We start from the raw sequence: 19,200 nt of genomic DNA, 5'->3' as shown, positions 1-19,200 counted from the left end.
CGTACGTTCAGTTTGATTGAAGACCGCAAGACCGATAAGGAGATCCCCCTGTGGTGGATGTGCAGCAATTGTTGGACTCGATTCCCCCTGGCATCCCCTATGGCGACGACTATGCGTGCGACGCCACCTTCTTTACGACGGCCAACTGACGCCCGAACCCGAGCCAAGGAAGCCGCTCATGGCAATTACGCAAAACAACCGTTTGGTACAGGTCGACAGTCCTCTCGGCGGCGATGTCCTGTTGTTGCAAAGCATGGAAGGCAGCGAAGAGCTGGGGCGGTTGTTCCACTACGAATTGGACCTGACCTCCGAAGACCGGGCGATCACGTTCGACCAGTTGCTGGGCAAGCCGATGGGCCTGACCCTGGAGCTGTACGACGGTGGCAAACGCTACTTCCACGGCATTGTCTGCAGTTGCCGGCAATTGACCGGGCACGGCCAGTTCGCCGGTTATCGCGTCAGTCTACGGCCCTGGTTCTGGCTGCTCACGCGCACCTCCGATTGCCGGATTTTCCAGAACAAGACGGTGCCGGACATCATCAAGCAGGTGTTCCGCGACCTCGGGTTTTCCGATTTCGAAGACAGCCTGAGCGGCAGCTATCGCGAGTGGGAATATTGCGTGCAGTACCGCGAAACCAGCTTCGACTTTGTCAGTCGGCTGATGGAGCAGGAAGGCATCTATTACTACTTTCGCCATGAACAATCCCGGCATGTGCTGGTGCTCGCCGACGCCTATGGCGCCCACTCCACGGCGCCGGACTATGCCTCGGTGCCCTTCTACCCGCCCGATCGACAAATGCGCGAGCGCGATCATTTCTACGACTGGCAACTGGCGCGAGAAGTCCAACCTGGCTCGCTGGCGCTGAACGACTATGACTTCCTGCGCCCGCGCGCCAGTCTTGAGGTGCGCTCCAGCGTGCCGCGCAACCACACCAACGCCGACTACCCGCTCTACGACTACCCGGGTGAATACGTCCAGAGCAACGATGGCGATCACTACGCCCGTACCCGCATCGAAGCCATTCACAGCCAGTTCGAGCGCGTGCAATTACGCGGCCGCGCCCGCGGCATCGGTTGCGGTCATGTGTTCACGCTGACGGGGTACGACCGTGCGGACCAGAACCGCGAGTATCTCGTGGTGGCCGCCCGTTATCAGATTCGTCAGGATGCCTATGAAAGCGGGCAGTCTGACGTCGACGAACAGTTCGTCAGCGAGCTGGACTGCATGGATGCCAACCAGGCCTTCCGCCCTCTGCCCCTCACGCCGATGCCCATCGTCCGTGGACCGCAGACCGCCGTGGTGGTCGGTCCCAATGGCGAGGAGATCTGGACCGACCAGTATGGCCGGGTCAAAGTGCATTTCCATTGGGATCGCCATGACCAGTCCAACGAAAACAGCTCCTGCTGGATTCGCGTTTCCCAGGCCTGGGCCGGCAAGAACTGGGGCTCCGTGCAGCTCCCACGGATCGGCCAGGAAGTGATCGTCAGTTTCCTCGAGGGCGATCCGGATCGGCCTATCATCACCGGCCGCGTCTACAACGCCGAACAGACTGTGCCCTACGCGCTGCCCGCCAATGCCACTCAGAGCGGGACGAAAAGCCGTTCAAGCAAGGGCGGTTCACCGGCCAACTTCAATGAAATCCGCATGGAGGACAAGAAAGGCGCCGAGCAGCTGTTTATCCACGCCGAAAAAAACCAGGACATCGAGGTCGAGAACGACGAGACCCACTGGGTGGGCCACGACCGCAGCAAGACCATCGACAACGACGAGACCGTGCACGTCAAACACGACCGCACTGAAACCGTCGACAACAACGAAACCATCACCATCGGTGTGGATCGCAAGGAAAAGGTCGGCAATAACGAAACCATCTCCATCGGTGTGAACCGCACCGAGGATGTCGGCAGCAACGAGAAAATCACCATTGGTGCCAATCGCACCGAGAACGTGGGCAGTAACGAGACCATCACCATCGGTGCCGACCGCACGGAAAAGGTCGGTGCGAACGAGAAAATCAGCATCGCCAGCAACCGCACCGAAGACGTGGGCGGCAACGAGACCATCGGCATCAGCGGCAACCGTAACGAAACGGTCCAGGGCAACGAAGGCATCGAGATCAGCGGCAACCAGAGTACCCAGATCGGCCAGAACGAGTCCCGCGACGTGGCCCAGAACCGCAGCACCAACATCAAGCAGAACGACAGCCTGGACGTGGGCAAGCACTTCTCCCTCAACGCCGGCGACTCCATCAGCCTGACCACGGGCGCGGCCAGCATCACCATGAAGAAGGACGGCACCATCGTGATCAGCGGCAAGAACATTACCATCGACGGCTCCGGTGCCATCAACATCAAGGCGAACAAGAACGTGGTCGTCAAAGGCCAGAAAATCCTGCAGAACTAGCCACGGAGTGGGCGCCATGACCGTTGAATATCATTTACCCGTTTCCTCCACTGCCACGCCCGCGCGCGTGGATGGCGTCGTGATTGGGGTGCTGCTGGATGTGCCCAGCGCGGATGCTCCTGTGGTGGCCTTCCCTGGCTGCCCCGGCGAAACCGGCCTCGCCGCACGCACCACCACCCCGCTCTCTCGTGAAGACATCGGCGCCCAGGTCGCGCTGATGTTCGAGGCCGGCGACCTGAGCCGACCGCTGGTGATCGGTCGCATCCAGCGTCTGCCGCAAACCACCACGCCAGCCGTCGCCCACCTGGACGGCGAGCGCCTGGAGTTCACCGCGGAGCGGGAAATCGTCCTGCGCTGCGGCAAGGCAAGCATTACCCTCACCCGCGAGGGCAAGGTGCTGATTCGAGGGACCTATCTTTCGAGCCGATCATCCGGCGTGAACCGCATCAAGGGCGGTTCGGTGCAGATCAACTAGACAGGTAGTCGATTAATGGAACTGCTCAACGCCAGCAAACTGCAGGCTGCCTACACCCAAGGCCTGGCGCCCGATGGCCGTGAAGCCTTGGTGATCGTGGCCAAAGGCACGTTCAATTTGCCGCTGGACGGCCGTGCGGCAACCCTCGCCGACACTCAGCAGCCACTGCTGATGGCTGATACTTTTTTCGGCGAGCCTGGCCTCAGCGCCCCGTTGCAGGAAATGGACTTTGCCCCGGTCAAGCCATTCTGCGATGTACTGGTACGCGGCAAGGCCTATGCCCCAGGCGGGCGGCCCGTGACGCAGCTGGCCGCGGGCATTCGTGTCGGTCAGATGAGCAAAGCCTTTTCCGTCCTCGGCCCCCGACAATGGCAACCGGGGCTTTTGGGGGTTTCTCCCGGTTTACCGCAACCCTTTACCGAGCAGGACATCTCCTATGCCCAGGCCTACGGAGGTTCCCATCCCATGGCCAAGAATCCGGATATGCGGCATTGCTACCCGGACAACCCAAGCGGTTGCGGTTGGTTCCCAGGCAGCATCGACAGTGCTGAAGTCGCTTACAAGCCAATGCCCAATACCGAGGAACTGGGCAAGCCGATCGACAGCCCCTCCGGCGACTTCCGCCCCATGGCTCTCGGCCCCATCGGCCGCAGCTGGCCGCAACGCGCACGTTTTGCCGGTACTTACGATGACGCCTGGTTGGGCGACTGCTTTCCATTTCTGCCGCAGGATTTCGACAGCCGCTACTTTCAGGCCGCCCCTGACGATCAGCAGATTCCTTATCTGCGTGGCGGCGAGGACGTGCTGCTGCTCAACCTAACGCCCCAGGAGCGCGCGGGTTTTCGCATCCCTGAAATGGAGGTGCCGGTAACGTTTTTCTTGAAAAAAGGTGGCCATGAGACTGTGCAGGCGGTCATCGACACCCTGCTGATTGATACGGATTCGCTCCAGGTGCAGCTGACCTGGCGTGTCTCCCGTCCGCTGCGACGCAATATGTTCGAGATCGCCCAGGTGCTGGTCGGCACAATGTCCACGGGTTGGTGGCGCGCCCGTGAATTGGGCAAGGATTACTACCCGTCGCTCTCCTCCCTGGTAAAAGCCAGGCGCGCTCCTGAGGAGACGGATTGATGACCGCACTTTGCATCATCGGCTCCGGCATGGTCAGCGCTGTCGGCCTCAGCGCACCCGCGAGCTGCGCAGCGATCCGCTGCGCCATCGACAACTTCCAGGAAACCCGCTTCATCGACCAAGGTGGAGAATGGCTGATGGCCGCCAGCGTACCTCTGGAACAGCCCTGGCGCGGCCGCACCAAGCTGATCAAGATGGCCGCCCGCGCCGTCGCCGAGGCGCTACAAAGTACCCCCAACGTCGATCCGCAAAAGACTCCGCTGCTGCTGGGGGTAGCGGAAGCCGAGCGCCCCGGCCGCCTCGCTGGTCTCGATAAGGGGCTGCTGCACGCCATCGAAGCCGAACTGGGCTTGCGCTTTCATCCCAGTTCCAACGTCATCGCCCGTGGACGGGTCAGCGCTGCCGTGGCCCTGCTTAATGCGCGTACGCTGATCTACCAGGGCGGCCATCGCCACGTACTGATTGCCGGCGTCGACTCCTTCTTGAACGGACCGACACTGGCCGCCTTCGAGGCACGCGAACGCCTGCTCACCAGCCAGAATTCCAACGGATTTATCCCCGGCGAAGGCGCCGCCGCCGTGGTCCTGGCCGCCCCCGTAGCCAGCGAAGAGCCGCAATTGGCCTGCATCGGCCTGGGGTTCGGCGTGGAGAAGGCCACGGTGGAGGCCGAAGACATTCCCCTGCGCGCCGAAGGCCTGACTCAAGCTGTACGGGCGGCCCTCAGCGAAACCGGCTGTGGGTTGGAGCAAATGGATTATCGGCTCACCGACATCTCCGGCGAGCAGTACTACTTCAAGGAAGCCTCCTTGGCCCTCAGCCGAACCTTGCGCGTACGCAAGGAGTTCTTCCATCTCTGGCACCCGGCGGACTGCATCGGTGAAGTCGGCGCCGCCATCGGCCCGGCCATGCTCGCCGTGGCGTTGGCCGCCAGCCGCAAGGGCTACGGCGAAGGTCCGAATATCTTCTACCACCTCGGCAACGACGCCGGCGAACGCGCCGTCGCACTGCTCAGTTACCAGACTGTGAGGGCTGCGTAATGGCCAACCAAGTCTTTGCCAACAATATGGAGATTTCCTGCAAGGCGGCGGATGGCAAGTCGATCGCCTGCTTCCCGGATGTCTGCTTCACCCCGCCCCAGGCCCCGCCCACCCCGCTCGGCGTGCCCATCCCCTATCCCAATACCGGTATGGCGAAGGACACGGCCAAGGGAAGTCGGACGGTGAAGATCACCCGTAAAGAAGTCATGCTTAAAGACAGAAGTCACTTTAAAACCAGCTATGGCGATGAGGCCGGCTGCGCGCCGAAGAAGGGCGTGATCACCGGTAAGATCAAGGGCAAGGTGTACTTCACCTCTTGGTCGATGGATGTGAAGTTCGAAGGCCTGAACGTTGTGCGGAACATGGATCTGACCACACATAACCATGCATCACTCCCCGGAAACACACCGACCTGGCCCTATTTGGACGAAGCGGCCTTCGCCGACGATAGTGATCATGCCTGTGCCCCTCTGGCTAAAAAACTCAAGACCCACTGCGAAAAGCACGTTAAACGGACCAAGAAAGGCCAGGTAAAAAGGAAGTCATCAAAGGACGCCATGTGTGCCGATCGTAAATGTAAGGCCGCGATGAAGTGTTCTCTATCACCCTATTCCCCCTCGAATTGCTGCGATGGGAAAACCCCCCATCATGTAATACCTAAGCACTGCATCCAGAAGCCTAATCAAGGAAACTCTTCCAACCCTGATGTGTATACCGGCTGCGAGGGCTATAACTCCAAGTTAGCCCCGTGTGTATGCGTGTCTGGACATGACAAGAGCACCGGGCAGCACAAAAAAGTGCACGACATATTCGACAAGGCCGAGGATAAAAACCTCGTTAACGGCAAGGCTGGGACCTGGACTTATGAGGCCGCAGCAAATAGCGGAGCAACGGCGGTCAGACAAGTATTACGATGCAACCCGAAATGTACACGGTCCCAGTTGGATGCTTATCACCAGCAGCCCAATAGATCGGCGGTTCCTCCGAAAAGCCCCAACATCAGCAATACCACCAATCTACGTGCTGACAGCAGCGGAAACAGGACCCCGGAAAATTTCTCAACAGTTGCCAGCGGCACATTTGGATAAGGAGCAACCATGACATCATCCAGGCATTATTTCATTGATGGATTCACTCCCACCAAGGGACTCCTGGGCGTAGTAGCCTTTCCATATGCACTCAAAGGCGAGGACACGGAGTACACCACGTTCTATACGACCCTCGACGGACAGTGGGCGCAGCAAAAATTCGACTTTGACAGCCGCTCAATCACCTATTTGATACAGGGCGAATATCGAGCATGGTGGATACTCGGAAAGCGCGGAGAAGTGGTTGAGATCAAACAGGGAACCCCCTCCTTTGAGTTGATCGCTGACGCAGGGACCGGCGGCGAGAAATTAGGTTACATGAACAAAATTGCCGTTATAGACGGGGAATTACATGCCTGTGGCTATAGCCGGCAGGTGTACCGTCGAAGTAATGGGATATGGGCACATATGGACCAGGGGCTGCTCTATATCGGCACAGAAGATGGCATAAGCCTGGAATCCATGGCGGGCCATTCCAAAAGTGACATTCATGCCGTTGGCAATGCCGGTGAGATATGGTTTTTTGATGGCTCACTCTGGAGGCAATGCGATAGTCCAACGAACGTCGATCTGAATGAAGTGGCGACGTTCGAACAGGACCAGTACATCGTATGTGGCGATGATGGGGTGGTATTAGTCGGATCGAAAGATTGTTGGAAAGTCATCCAGAATGATGAAGTCGAAGGTGACCTATGGGGGGCTGTTTCCTTTCAAGATGTACTTTATGTTGCCGGATTCGAAGGGATAGGCGTCATAGATAACAATCAGGTGAAAAAACTCGCCATCCCCGGCGTGAAGAAAATGGATGGTTATCGCCTTCGGACATGTGGCAATTATCTATGGTCCATTGGTAACGATCAGATAATGCGATTTGACGGGACTCACTGGGCAGAAATCATTTGCCCTGACAATATATGAAACCAGTTTGCGCATGCGAGGGTGAAATTATCGCCCCTACTCAGGGATGGTCCCTCGGAGTTATTCTGAATTGAACACCGAACTTTCGTTCCTAGTAGACCAACACGCCGAAGAAGCCAGCTTCCTCGCCGTCCTGCGCGACTATGCCCTGCGCGCACCGCACTACGATCTAGACCACTTGAGCAAACTCGACGACCGCCTCGACGCCCACCTTGACGGCCTTCGAATCGCCGGAGCCACCGGCCTGGAAACCCTCCTGATCCTACTCAGCCCGCACGCCATCGGCGAGATGTTCGCCTGCGTGGTACTGGCTTTCGAGGCGGCCAACGCCAAAGTACTATCGCGGCTCAGCGAGCATTTGCGCAGTGCCTTGGAAACGGAACGCGGTTACCTGATGGCTTTAGGTTGGCTTGACTGGGAACGGGTATCGCCCTGGATCGAACGTATGCTCGCCTCCCCCGAGCCCCTGTTCCGTCGCCTCGGCCTCGCCGCCTGCGGCATGCATCGCCACGATCCAGGCCCCGCCCTGCTGGCCGGACTTTCCGATGCCGACCCCAGCGTGCTGGCACGTGCCGCCCGCACGGCGGGCGAGCTGCGTCGGCGTGACCTGCTGCCGGTGATTCGTGCCCGCCGCCAGCATGAAGACGCCGCCACGCGTTTCTGGGCCAACTGGGCCACCACTCAAATGGGTGATCAGCAGGCCTTGGAGCCTCTGCGCTCATTCGCCGAACAACCGGGCGAGTTTCAGTACCGCGCGCTCTGCGTACTGCTGGCTTGGCAGGAACGCGAGCCCAGCATCGCCTGGATACGTCAATTGGTACAGGATCCCCGGGATCGGCGCATCGGCATCGAGGCCCTTGGGCTGCTGGGCGATCCGGTCTGCGTAGCGTGGTTGATCCAGCAGATGAGCGACCTGCCCTATGCCCGCGTCGCCGGTGAAGCCTTCAGCCTGATCACCGGCGCGGACCTGGCGCTACTCGACCTGGAATTGCAGGCCCTGCCGGATTTCGATGCGGGCCCGAACGACAACCCTGATGACCCCAATGTCGCGATGGACCCCGATGAAAACCTGCCTTGGCCGGACCCGCAGGCAATCGAAAAATGGTGGCAAGCCAATGGCGGACGCTTCCAGGTGGGTACGCGTTATATGCTGGGGTTGGCCCATAGCGAACACAGCTTTCAGCAAGCCCTTGTCCGCGGCCAGCAACGCCAACGCATCGCCGCCGCCTGCGGTCTCGCCCGCTTCCGGCCAGACGAGGTGCTTTTCCCTACCAGCGCACCGGCCTGGCGGCAAAAGCGCTTGTTGGGGATGACGACGGTGTTCGGGCGTTGATCTGCGTGTTTATATAGCGCGCCGACGCCTGGCAATCACTGACAACCCTCTGGAGGCACCGTGCCAAACGTAACCGGACAGAACCCTGTGGCCCTCATCAGTGGGGTTGGAAGCGAGATCGGAATCGGTATGGCGATCGCGCGCAGGCTGGGCGCGGCGGGAGCGAGATTGATCGTCACCGCCAGCAGTGCACGCATCCTGGAGCGCGTCGCAGAATTGCGTGCCGAAGGGTTCGACGTCGAAGGCCGGGCCCTCGATCTTACCGATGAAAACCAGGTACGCGAGTTCATCCTGTGGGCAGAGTCCCTCTGGGGGCAGGTCGATATTCTGGTCAACAACGCGGGCATGGCCATGCAAGGCAGCCCGGAGTTCTTTTCCGACGTGGCAAGCATGGACCTGCACACCTGGAACCTGACACTGGCGCGAAACCTGACCACGGCTTTTCTGCTGACACGGGCGGTTCTGCCCGGCATGCGGGCGCGCCGTTACGGACGCATCGTCAACATCAGCTCCACGACCGGCACCCGCTGCAGTAACCCCGGTGAAGCGGCTTACAGCGCCGCAAAGGCCGCGATGGTTGGAATGAGCATGAGCCTGGCACTGGAAGTCGCCCAGCAAGGGATCACGGTGAACAGCGTCGCTCCCGGCTGGATCACTACCGGGTCGACCACTGCCGAGGAGTCCAAGGCGGCCGGTTACACGCCGATGGGCCGCGCCGGACGTCCCGAAGAGGTGGCGGCATTGGTGGCTTTCCTTGCGTCTTCAGAGGCGAGCTACCTCACGGGCGAAGTCATCGTGGTGGATGGTGGGAACTGCCTGGTCGAGAACAAGGCCCCTTGATCTGAATAGGTTCCCCGAGCATTCGCCACGATTCGCGTCATAGGCCCAGCAATCGCTCGGCGTTACCGTGGGCGATGAGCGCCTTGTCCGCTTCAGTGATGGGCAGGCTCTCGAGGAAAGCGCGGGCGCCATCCAGGCTCTGGTAGGGATAATCGATGGAATACAGGATTCGCTCCGCGCCCATGAGCGCGTGAATGAACTGGAAATGCGGGAGCGTGAGCATGCCACTGGGCGAAACGTAGACATGCTCGCGGTAAGTCTGACCGATGGGACGTTGCAGGCCGCTGGCATCCTGGGGAATAGCGTCCTCCAGACGCTGCAGGAAAAACGGTACCATTTCGCCCCAGTGGCCGCTGATGACTTGCAGATGGGGATACTGGTCGAACACGCCCGCGAGCAACATCCGCACGACTTGAATGCCTGCCTCGTTGTGCCAACCCCAGGCAAACATCGAAAGACGTGCACTGAGTTCACGCTCGAACCCGCCGTAATACGACGTTTGAACGGCAGGCAGCGGCAGACCCGGATGGACGTACAACGCAACCTTCAACTCATTGTGGGCGGCAAGAATCGGGGCATAACCTGCGTCGTCCAGGAACGTATCCCCCGGACGACCGTTGATCAGCGCGCCTTTGAGGCCCAGCTCCGTCACCGCCCTCTCCAGCTCACGCGCCGCCGCCTCGGGTGCCTGCCACGGGAGCGTGGCAAAACCGCTGAAACGATCGGGCTGAGCTTGCGCGGTCACCGCCAGCTGGTCATTGGCAGCACGACACAGCTCAATGGCTTGCGAGGCGGGCAATAGCTGAGGAAACCCGCCATAGGAAAGCACTTGCATGCTGATTCCTGCTGCGTCCATATCGGCCAAGCGTGATGTGCCTGTTTCCAACGCCTTGCGAGCTGACTCGCTGGGCGCAACAACATGCGGCCGACTAAGGTCCGCTACCTGTACACCATCGATCACCCGACTGCCCCAGCCCGAAAGATAGGGTGCCTCGGCCTGCACGAGCGCCTGCGTGGCGACGCCCATGGCGGGGTCGAGTACGTGCTCTTCAACACAGATCAGTTTCATATCGCGCGCCCTACTCATAAGTCATCACGCTAACAGCGCATCTCGCAGTGCTTCGCCCAGGCTGGCGGCGGACTGCGGGTTTTGACCGGTGATGAGGCGACCGTCGACAACCACATTGTCGGCCCAGTTCGCCGCCTGCTGGTGATGTGCGCCGCGGCGGTTGAGCGTCGATGCCAACAGGAATGGCACAACGTGGGTGGACTGCACTTCCTCTTCCTCGTTGTCAGTGAAAGCTGCGACCCGTTTACCGGCCACGAGCAGGCTGCCGTCGGCGCGACGTGCATTGACCAAGGCCGCCGGCCCATGACAGACCGCCGAAACGATGCCGCCGGCCGCATCGATTTCGCGGATCGCCGCTTGTACGGCAGGGTTATCAGGGAAGTCCCACATCGTGCCGTGACCACCGGCGAAGAAAATGGCCGAATAGCGTGATGGATCCACCTCGTTCATGGGCAAGGTGTGCTCAAGTGCATGCCGGAAATCCGCATCGGCCCAATAGTGGGCGATGACGGGATCACTCATATCCTCCAGCCCGTCCAAGGGCGCGGCACCGCCATTGATGGAGGCCAGTTCGACACGGATGCCCGCCTCCTGCAGTTTCTCCAATGGATGAGTGACCTCGGCCAGGTTGAAGCCGGTGGGGATCCCGGACGCGCCCTTCACCGCGTTGCTGGTAACGACGAAAAGGACCGGTTTGAGCTCAGAAGCTTGTTTGTTCATGGTCTCAGGCTCTTGGTTGAGACGAAGAAGACAGGCGCGTTCATCACGATGCCAGCGCCGCAATAAACGTCAGGCGTTACCAGGCGCGAAGAGCATTTCCCAGTTCATGAACGGCCCGAGCGGAATGATCTCCCAGTCGATGAGCCCCGCTTTGGCCAGGGGGAATTCGTTCAATGCCGCCCTGGCGGATTCCACGGTGTCGGCCTCGGCGATGATCGCGACACCTGGGCGATCCTGGCGAAAATAGAAGTCGCGCACGATGCCGCCCTTGTAGAGCTGCCAGGCATGTCGGGCTTCGTCGAACAGATGCGGCTGATATTTCTCAAGACTGGCGCCAGGTTGAGGAATGTCGAGACAAAGCAGTTTCATGGTTCGGCTCCTTGGTCGGGTGCAGGGCTTAGGCGCAGTGGAATCGACGCACTGGCTCCGCCTGGACACCAATATCAATGAACCTGTAGCTTATAGTGGAATAATAATCACCATTAACGATATTTTTTCTCCATAAAGTTGAATCAAGGGAACCAATCCAGGAGCCAGGGCCGTATGAGAGATCCATTGGACGGCGTAGCACTGTTCGTCGAAGTCGTTCACGCCGGCGGTTTTGCCCGCGCGGCTGAACAGTTGTCGTTGACGCGATCGGCGGTGGGCAAGGCGATTGGCCGGGTGGAGGAGCGGCTGGGCGTTCGCCTGTTCCATCGGACCACCCGGACCCAAAGCCTGACCGAGGCTGGCCAGGTGTATTACGAACATTGCCTGCGCGCCTTGGAAGAAGTCCGCTCGGCTCAGTCCCTGCTGGAATCGGGCCAGCAAGAAATCACGGGGCGCCTGCGCGTGACGATGCCGGTCCTGTTCGGCCAATACTGTGCCGGTCCGATCCTGCTGGAACAGGCCCGCCAACATCCCAAGCTGGAACTTGAATTGCACTTCAGCGACCAGTCCGTAGACCTGATCGCCGAAGGCTTCGATCTGGCGATTCGCTTTGGCCCCCTGGCGCAACTCAACGGTCTGCGCGCACAACGCCTGGCGGTCCAGCAAAAACTGCTATGCGCATCACCAGGTTATCTGGTCAAAAACGGGCAGCCCCGCAGCCTGCCAGAATTGCTCGGCCACGACGCGGTGCTGTATCACCGGCGCGATTACACGCAGCCCTGGGCCGTTACGGATACCGATGGCCAACTCAAGACGGTGTCCCTTTCCCCGCGCATTCGTTTGAATGACCTTTCATTGATCGCCGATGCTGTCGAGGCTGACATGGGCATTGGCTGGCTGCCTTCGTGGCTGGTGCGTGATCGCTTGCGCTCGGGTGCTCTCGTTCAGCTCCTGGAAACGCATCCGCCCACCACGATGGATTGTCATGCCGTCTCACCTCAGATGCGGCAAATGCCCATGCGGCTGCGGCACATCATCGATGTGCTGGCCAGCCGACTGCCAGACATCATGAAGCTGTGAGCCAGAGAAACCGTCGCCCACAGCGTGTCGCCCGTGGGTGAGTCATTGAATTCACCCAGCCCTTGCCAGGAGTTTGTCATGAACATTCGTCAGTGGTTTTCCAAGTGCGCAATGGTGCTTTGCCTGTTTGCATCCGGCGGGGCCAGCGCGCAGACATTTCCATCCACGGTGGTGGTGCGTGTCGCACAGCTCGAGATCGATCCGGAGCAACTGCAACGCTATACCCAGATCGTCAAGGAAGAGATGGAGATCTCCGCGCGCGTGGAGCCCGGGGTGATTGCCATCTATTCGGTGGCGGATAAAGACCACCCTCACTTGCTCCACTTCTTCGAAATCTACGCTGACGAGCAAGCCTACCTGTCCCACATTGGCTCTGCGCATTTCAAACGGTACGTAGAGCAAACCCAGTCGATGATCCTCTCCAGACGATTGATCGAGACGACGCCGATCCAACTGAGTTCGAAGTGAAACCGGGACGATGCCTTCCGGTGCCAGGCAGGTGCCCTGCGGAAAAACAATGGTGACAAAAACTGACCCTGTCGATGGTTAGAGTGAAGTGATTGGCCGCAGGCTCAACGATGCGCTGGAAACCGCGCCCCTGCCCCCGGCCCTACTTCTATCTCATCAATCATCCAGAGTAAGCGTCAGCTATGAAGCGTATCCAGTATTACAATTACGGCGGGCCGGATGTGATGAAACTCGAGTCATTCACGTTGGCTTCACCGGGCCCGCGCGAAGTTGCTGTAAAAGTCAGATTCGCCGCCATCAACCCGATCGACTGGAAGTTGCGCAGCGGCCAGATGAAGATCGTTACGGGTAGGTCCTTCCCTAGGGCCATGGGAATGGACTTCTCCGGCTCGGTCATTGCGGTGGGCAGCGACGTCACGCGTTTTAAGGTGGGCGATGCTGTGTTTGGTCTCGCCCGCTTCAAGGAAAGTGGCGCCCTGGCAGAAGCGGTGGTCACCCAGGAATCGCTGCTGTCCGGCAAACCCGACGACGTATCCTTCGAGCAAGCCGCCTGCCTCGGGACACCGGGGATGACCGCGTGGAACGGGTTGCGGGACAAGGCCAGGCTGAGCGCGGGCCAGCATGTCTTCATCAACGGTTGCAGTGGCGCAGTAGGTGAAGCCTGCGTGCAGATAGCCCGTATGGTGGGGGCCAAGGTTAGCGGTTCTTGCAGTGAGCAGACCCTGGAGCGAGCGCGACGGTTGGGGGTCGATACGGTTTATGCCTATCAGAAGACCGACCTCTCCCACCTGCCTGAACGTTTCGATGTGGTGTATGACACGGCGGCCACAATGCCCCTGTCACTCGGCTTCAGCCTGCTGCGCAAGGGTGGCGTACTGCTGGACCTGAATCCAAGCCCTGGCAAGTTCATTCGCGCACTCTTTGATAAACGCTTGAAACCCGTCATCTGTACACCGCGCCCCGACGTTCTCGACACGCTCGCCCAAGCCGCCCAGAATGGCAGCTTCCGGCTTCCTGTAGCGGAGGTGGTGCCGCTCGGCGATGCGATCCAGCTTATCGCGGCCATCGAGGGCGGCAGGAAGCTCCGTGGCAAGGCCCTCGTGGCCATGGACTGAAGCGTGTCAAGAAGCCATAGATTATTCGACCTCATGCAAGTCCTTCGGCGCCACCGCGGGACGGTTTCCGGTATCACGCTGTCCCGTGAGCTGAATGTGTCGTTGCGTACCATCCGGCGAGACGTCATCACGCTGCAGTCGATGGGGGCGGACATCGTTGGCGAACCCGGCGTTGGCTACGTCTTGCGCCCGGGTTTTCTGTTGCCGCCGTTGAGTTTTACCGAGGAAGAGATCCAAGCGTTGATGGCCGGCGCACAGTGGGTCAGCCGCCAAACCGATGAAGGCCTGGCCCGCGCCGTTCAAAACGCCCTGGCAAAAATCGACAGTGTCCTGCCGCCGCACATGCGGCGAACATTGGACAACGACACGATCTATGTCAGTCGCAATCAAGGCGCGCCGGCTGCGTTGGATCTGGCGCAGGTCCGGCTGGCGCTTCGCGAACAGCGAAAAATGCGGATCGTCTACAAGGACGAGAATGGAGAGCAGACGCAGCGAACCTTCTGGCCGATCATGCTGGGGTTTGTCGAGTCGCAGCGCTATATCGCCGGCTGGTGTGAGCTGCGTGGCGACTATCGTCTATTCCGAACGGACCGGATTGTCGAGGTGGCTATCCTGGAGGAGCGCTACGCCCGACCCAGGCAACAGCTGGTCAAGGAGTGGCGCGCCCGGGAAACGCACCCGTGCAAACAAAAAAACTGCAGCTAGGACCAGCGCATTTCCCTTGTGGGAGCGAGCTTGCTCGCGATAGCGGTGGTTCAGTCACTTGAACAACTCACTGCTCATGAAATCAATGAACACCCGCAGTTTCGGCGCCAGGTGTTTGCTTGAAGGCCAGAGCATGCGGAAGGTGTTCTGATGCCGATTGAACTCGTCGAGGACGGTGACCAGCTCACCGCTGGCGATCGCCTCACGCACAGTGAAATCCGGCACGCAGGCAATCCCCAGCGCGTCGTGCACTACGTGCAGCAATGCCTCGGTAGTGTTGCAGACCAGGGTGGCCGGCAGGTTGAGATCGGGCTGTCCTTCCCCATTGACCGGCCAGACCTGCATCCTGCCAGTACTGGGAAACTTGTATAGCAGGCAGGCATGGCGCAGCAGATCCGCCGGCACCTGCGGCGTACCGTGCTCGGCGAAGTACTGGGGCGAACCGACCACAACCAGCTTGAACGGGCCCAACGGGCGGGACATCAGCCGGGAGTCGTTCGGTTCTCCGGTCCGAATGACGACATCGAAACCTTCCTCGATGATGTCCACCAGCCTGTCGGAGAAATCCAGGTCCAGTTCGATACTGGGGTAGCGGCGCATGAAGGCGATCAGCGTCGGCATCACCAAATCAGCAACCAGGGGCAAACTCACGCGCAGTTTGCCCCGCGGCGCTTGGCGGGTTTGCGACAGTTCCAGTTCGGCCGCTTCGACTTCGCAGAGAATGCGCCGGCAACGCTCGAGGAAAAGCGTCCCTTCCGCCGTCAGCGTGATACTGCGCGTGCTGCGATGAAACAGCCGCACACCCAGCCGTTCCTCGAGCCGGGCGACGCTTTTGCCCACCGCCGAAGACGAAATGCCAAGCGCCCTGCCCGCCTCTGAAAAGCTGCGGGTTTCGGCCGCGCGAACAAAAAAACCAATCCCGCTCAGTGATTCCACGCCAGGCTCCAATTGCGGACATTTTTTCCGATGTGTTGCGCACTCTAGCATTCTTGTCTCGCCAAGGAGGGACACTTACCGTTGTCGGCACTTATCAATCTGCGATTGACGCCGCTATCCGGCGGGTCAGAAGCGTTTTCAAGCAGGTGACACATGACGATTGCCAATACCCATATCGACGCTGGTGCCGAGATCGTTCAAGACGCTGCGCCGCTCCCCATCGGATCACTGTTTGCCCTCGCGCTGGCGGCGTTCGTGACCATTCTCACCGAAGCCTTGCCTGCCGGCCTTCTCTCACAGATCAGCGAAGGGCTGGCGATCTCCGAAGCCTTGGCCGGCCAGCTGGTCACGGTCTACGCGATAGGTTCATTGCTGGCGGCCATTCCGTTGACGGCCGCGACCCAAGGCATGCGGCGCCGGTCGCTCTTGCTGCTGGCCATTGCCGGTTTTGCCGTGGCCAATACGGTCACGACGCTTTCATCCCACTATGGTTTGACGATCGTCGCGCGCTTGCTGGGTGGCGTATCGGCCGGGCTGCTCTGGGCCTTGTTGGCCGGTTATGCCGCCCGCATGGTGCCCGAGAGCCAGAAAGGCCGGGCGATTGCGATTGCCATGGTGGGCGCACCCTTGGCGTTATCCCTGGGCGTACCGGCCGGCACCTTGCTCGGTAATTTGATCGGTTGGCGGATGAGCTTCGCCATCATGAGCCTGTTCGCCGTCGCCTTGATGGTCTGGGTACGACTCAAGCTGCCTGACTTTCCTGGGCAAACCACCAATAAGCGCCTTGCGTTGCGCCAGGTCTTCACCCTGCCAGGCGTTCGCTCGGTGTTGTTCGTGGTGCTGGCCTTTGTCCTGGCGCACAACATTCTCTTTACCTATATCGCGCCGTTCCTGATGGAGGCCGGCCTGGGCGAGCGGACCGACCTGGTTCTGCTGGTCTTCGGGGTCGCATCGTTGCTGGGCATCTGGGTCGTCGGCGTGCTGATCGATCGCCATCTACGGGCATTGACCCTTGCCAGCACGGCGCTGTTCGCCATCTCGGCACTGACGCTAGGCGTCATGAGCGAGCGCCCCGCTGCGATCTACATCGCAGTGGCGGCCTGGGGAATCGCTTTTGGAGGGGCCGGGACGTTGTTCCAGACGGCCATCGCCAAGACGGCCGCAGAGGCAGCGGATCTCGCCCAGTCGATGTTGGTCACGGCCTGGAACGTCGCCATCGCCGGTGGCGGGATCGTGGGGGGCCTGCTGCTCGATCACCTGGGGGTCGTGGCGTTTGCGCCGGTCCTGGTCGTTCTCCTGCTGCTGACGTTGGCGGTGGTGTGGTCTGCCAGGCAGTACGGGTTTACCGCAAGCCTGCGCTGAACAGACATACGCTCAATGAATCGTCATCAACGATAGACCTCAGCCACTGACATCAAATCGTCATCACTGCGTCGCCAAAACGCCATAAGCCCTGAGTACTGTCCTCGCCAATGAGATCGATCTCAAGCGAGTGACAATGACTGATTTGAAAGAAGTGGCACGTTTGGCAGGGGTTTCGCGGGCAACCGCGGCGCGCACCTTTGCCTCCCCTGAAGTGGTGCGTCCGGCCACCCGCGAGCAGGTGTTCGCCGCCGCGCGCCAGCTGGGTTTTCGGCCCAATCGTCTTGGCCGCCAACTGCGCCTGCAAGAAACCAAGCTGATCGGCGTGGTGGTCCCCAACCTGCTCAACCCCGTGTTCGCCGAGCAATTCCAGGCCATGGAGCGCGCTGCGCGTCTGCGCGGCTACAACCTGCTCCTGGCGACGACCGACTACAGCAGCGAGCGCGAAAGCGTGGTGGTCGAGGAGTTGTTGCGCCAGCGCGTCGATGGCCTGGTCCTCACGGTGACCGACGCCGAGAGCAACCGCGTGCTGCAAAGCCTGGACAACGAGGACACGCCTTTTGTGCTGGCCTATCACCAGCCGGGCAATCCGGACTACAGCGCCGTGTCGGTGGACAACCGCGCCGGCATGGCCCTCGCCACGCGTTATCTGCTGGACGCCGGGCATTGGCGCATTGGCATGGTTGCCGGCCCTGCGCTGCAATCGGACCGTGCTCGCCTGCGTTACGCCGGTTATTGCGACGCCATGCGTGAGGCCGGTCTCGACTGCCTGCCGGTGATTGAGATGCCCGCCCATACCCAAGCCGACTTCGCCGCCATCGAGCCATTGCTGCAAGGCCCGCAAGCCCTCAGTGCCCTCGTTTGCTCCAACGATCTGTTGGCAATCAGCCTGATTGCACAACTGCGCCGCAACGGCTGGCACGTCCCCCAGCAGCTTTCGGTCATTGGCTTTGACGGCATCGCCCTCGGCACTCAGATGCACCCGACGCTGTGCAGCGTCGTCCAGCCCATCGAGGCCCTGGCCTGCACCGTGATCGACCAACTGCTGGCGCAGATCGGCGGCGCCACACCGGTTTCCTATTGCCTGCCCTGCCATATCCGGCCGGGCGAAAGTACTCAACCCTACGAGGAGACGCTTGATGATCCGCTTCAGTAAAACCCTGGCGACGTTGCTGCTTTGCGGCGTTGCCAGCCTGGCCCAGGCTGCCGAAACGGCGATTTGCTACAACTGCCCACCGGAATGGGCCGACTGGGGCACGCAGCTCAAAGCCATTGCCGATACCACGGGCGTGCAGGTCCCGCTGGACAACAAGAACTCCGGACAGGCCTTGGCACAACTGGTGGCCGAGCAGGCCGCGCCAGTGGCGGATGTGGTGTATTACGGCGTGACCTTCGGTTTGCAGGCGCAAAAAGCCGGGGTGGTCGGCACCTATAAACCCAAGGGCTGGGAGCAGATCCCGGACGGTTTGAAAGACCCGCAAGGACACTGGTTTGCCATTCACTCCGGCACCCTGGGCATCATGGTCAACGTCGATGCACTGGGCGGCCTGCCCGTGCCGCAAAGCTGGGGCGATCTGCTCAAGCCTGAGTACAAAGGCATGGTCGGCTACCTTGATCCGTCCAGCGCGTTCGTCGGTTACGTTTCTGCGGTAGCGATCAACCAGGCCATGGGCGGCAGCTTCAATGACTTCACGCCAGCGATCGACTACTTCCAGAAACTGGCGAAAAACTCGCCCATCGTGCCCAAGCAGACCGCTTATGCGCGGGTGTTGTCCGGGGAGTTGCCGATCCTGGTCGATTACGATTTCAACGCCTACCGGGCGCGCTACAAGGACAAGGCCAACGTCGCTTTCGTGATTCCCAAGGAAGGCAGCATCAGCGTGCCTTACGTGATGAGCATCGTCGACAACGCGCCCCATCGGGCCAACGCCGAGACGGTCCTGGATTTCGTCCTGTCCGAGCAAGGCCAGGCGCTCTGGGCCAAGGCGTACCTGCGGCCAGTGCGGGCGATGAAAATGCCTGCCGACATCGCCGCGCAGTTCCTGCCGGACAGCGATTACGCCCGGGCCGGCGTGGTCAACTACGAGCAGATGGCGGCGGCGCAGGAAGCCTTTTCCGCGCGTTATCTGAAAGAGGTCAAGTAAGTGACCGCC

19 protein-coding genes are annotated in these 19,200 nt (G+C 60.4%); 15 read left to right on the top strand and 4 right to left on the bottom strand.

Annotated features, from left to right (window positions below; all coding sequences use genetic code 11):
* Positions 1 to 178: 178 nt before the first annotated feature.
* From AD662_RS15130 to AD662_RS15095, 8 genes are all read left to right on the top strand, one after another.
* Entirely contained in the window at positions 179 to 2,404 is a 2,226-nt protein-coding gene (locus tag AD662_RS15130) for a type VI secretion system Vgr family protein (protein ID WP_053188472.1), read from the top strand.
* 16 nt (positions 2,405 to 2,420) lie between these two features.
* Positions 2,421 to 2,879, top strand: a complete 459-nt coding sequence (locus AD662_RS15125; RefSeq protein WP_053188469.1) for a DUF6484 domain-containing protein — start codon at positions 2,421 to 2,423, stop codon at positions 2,877 to 2,879.
* A gap of 15 nt (positions 2,880 to 2,894) precedes the next feature.
* Entirely contained in the window at positions 2,895 to 4,007 is a 1,113-nt protein-coding gene (locus AD662_RS15120) for a DUF2169 family type VI secretion system accessory protein (protein ID WP_053188466.1), read from the top strand.
* Positions 4,004 to 5,044 (top strand): hypothetical protein, encoded by a 1,041-nt coding sequence (locus tag AD662_RS15115; protein WP_139213129.1) that lies wholly within the window; start codon positions 4,004 to 4,006, stop codon positions 5,042 to 5,044. Before AD662_RS15120 ends, AD662_RS15115 begins: the two co-directional genes overlap by 4 nt.
* Complete coding sequence (locus AD662_RS15110) at positions 5,044 to 6,132, top strand: PAAR-like domain-containing protein (RefSeq protein ID WP_053188460.1); 1,089 nt, start codon at positions 5,044 to 5,046, stop codon at positions 6,130 to 6,132. Before AD662_RS15115 ends, AD662_RS15110 begins: the two co-directional genes overlap by 1 nt.
* Before the next feature lie 9 nt (positions 6,133 to 6,141).
* The gene (locus AD662_RS15105) at positions 6,142 to 7,050 is read left to right on the top strand and encodes a hypothetical protein (protein WP_053188455.1); all 909 of its coding nucleotides are present in this window, start codon (positions 6,142 to 6,144) and stop codon (positions 7,048 to 7,050) included.
* A gap of 70 nt (positions 7,051 to 7,120) precedes the next feature.
* Positions 7,121 to 8,383 (top strand): TIGR02270 family protein, encoded by a 1,263-nt coding sequence (locus AD662_RS15100; protein ID WP_248842555.1) that lies wholly within the window; start codon positions 7,121 to 7,123, stop codon positions 8,381 to 8,383.
* A 60-nt stretch (positions 8,384 to 8,443) separates the two neighbouring features.
* Positions 8,444 to 9,223 carry an SDR family NAD(P)-dependent oxidoreductase gene (locus tag AD662_RS15095; protein WP_053188448.1) on the top strand — a complete coding sequence of 260 codons (780 nt, stop codon included), beginning with the start codon at positions 8,444 to 8,446 and terminating at the stop codon, positions 9,221 to 9,223.
* A gap of 37 nt (positions 9,224 to 9,260) precedes the next feature.
* Here the strand turns inward: AD662_RS15095 and AD662_RS15090 are convergent, their stop codons facing one another.
* The 3 genes from AD662_RS15090 to AD662_RS15080 all read right to left on the bottom strand — a co-directional run bounded on the left by AD662_RS15090 (position 9,261) and on the right by AD662_RS15080 (position 11,381).
* Positions 9,261 to 10,292: an amidohydrolase family protein gene (locus AD662_RS15090; RefSeq protein ID WP_053188445.1), complete on the bottom strand. Its 1,032-nt coding sequence runs from the start codon at positions 10,290 to 10,292 to the stop codon at positions 9,261 to 9,263.
* A gap of 24 nt (positions 10,293 to 10,316) precedes the next feature.
* Positions 10,317 to 11,012, bottom strand: a complete 696-nt coding sequence (locus AD662_RS15085) for a type 1 glutamine amidotransferase domain-containing protein (protein WP_018604009.1) — start codon at positions 11,010 to 11,012, stop codon at positions 10,317 to 10,319.
* A 69-nt stretch (positions 11,013 to 11,081) separates the two neighbouring features.
* The gene (locus AD662_RS15080) at positions 11,082 to 11,381 is read right to left on the bottom strand and encodes a YciI family protein (protein WP_024617681.1); all 300 of its coding nucleotides are present in this window, start codon (positions 11,379 to 11,381) and stop codon (positions 11,082 to 11,084) included.
* Between the two features lie 174 nt (positions 11,382 to 11,555).
* Here AD662_RS15080 and AD662_RS15075 point away from each other — a divergent pair, with 174 nt between their 5' ends.
* The 4 genes from AD662_RS15075 (at position 11,556) to AD662_RS15060 (ending at position 14,749) form a co-directional block, all read left to right on the top strand.
* Positions 11,556 to 12,461: a LysR family transcriptional regulator gene (locus AD662_RS15075; protein WP_053188442.1), complete on the top strand. Its 906-nt coding sequence runs from the start codon at positions 11,556 to 11,558 to the stop codon at positions 12,459 to 12,461.
* A 78-nt stretch (positions 12,462 to 12,539) separates the two neighbouring features.
* Positions 12,540 to 12,929, top strand: coding sequence for a putative quinol monooxygenase (locus AD662_RS15070; protein ID WP_018604012.1), 390 nt, complete (start codon positions 12,540 to 12,542; stop codon positions 12,927 to 12,929).
* Between the two features lie 182 nt (positions 12,930 to 13,111).
* The gene (locus tag AD662_RS15065) at positions 13,112 to 14,044 is read left to right on the top strand and encodes an NAD(P)-dependent alcohol dehydrogenase (protein WP_053188439.1); all 933 of its coding nucleotides are present in this window, start codon (positions 13,112 to 13,114) and stop codon (positions 14,042 to 14,044) included.
* A 3-nt stretch (positions 14,045 to 14,047) separates the two neighbouring features.
* Entirely contained in the window at positions 14,048 to 14,749 is a 702-nt protein-coding gene (locus AD662_RS15060) for a helix-turn-helix transcriptional regulator (RefSeq protein ID WP_053179801.1), read from the top strand.
* 54 nt (positions 14,750 to 14,803) lie between these two features.
* Here the strand turns inward: AD662_RS15060 and AD662_RS15055 are convergent, their stop codons facing one another.
* Entirely contained in the window at positions 14,804 to 15,685 is an 882-nt protein-coding gene (locus tag AD662_RS15055) for a LysR family transcriptional regulator (protein ID WP_018604015.1), read from the bottom strand.
* 153 nt (positions 15,686 to 15,838) lie between these two features.
* Here AD662_RS15055 and AD662_RS15050 point away from each other — a divergent pair, with 153 nt between their 5' ends.
* The 3 genes from AD662_RS15050 to AD662_RS15040 all read left to right on the top strand — a co-directional run bounded on the left by AD662_RS15050 (position 15,839) and on the right by AD662_RS15040 (position 19,191).
* Positions 15,839 to 17,047 (top strand): MFS transporter, encoded by a 1,209-nt coding sequence (locus tag AD662_RS15050; protein ID WP_053188436.1) that lies wholly within the window; start codon positions 15,839 to 15,841, stop codon positions 17,045 to 17,047.
* Positions 17,048 to 17,183: 136 nt separating this feature from the next.
* Positions 17,184 to 18,203, top strand: a complete 1,020-nt coding sequence (locus AD662_RS15045; RefSeq protein WP_053188432.1) for a LacI family DNA-binding transcriptional regulator — start codon at positions 17,184 to 17,186, stop codon at positions 18,201 to 18,203.
* Positions 18,187 to 19,191 carry an ABC transporter substrate-binding protein gene (locus tag AD662_RS15040; protein ID WP_053188430.1) on the top strand — a complete coding sequence of 335 codons (1,005 nt, stop codon included), beginning with the start codon at positions 18,187 to 18,189 and terminating at the stop codon, positions 19,189 to 19,191. Before AD662_RS15045 ends, AD662_RS15040 begins: the two co-directional genes overlap by 17 nt.
* Positions 19,192 to 19,200: the final 9 nt, after the last annotated feature.

Source organism: Pseudomonas kilonensis (assembly GCF_001269885.1).
In the GTDB taxonomy this organism is placed as follows: domain Bacteria; phylum Pseudomonadota; class Gammaproteobacteria; order Pseudomonadales; family Pseudomonadaceae; genus Aquipseudomonas; species Aquipseudomonas kilonensis.
This window is presented reverse-complemented; position numbering and strand designations above follow the sequence as displayed.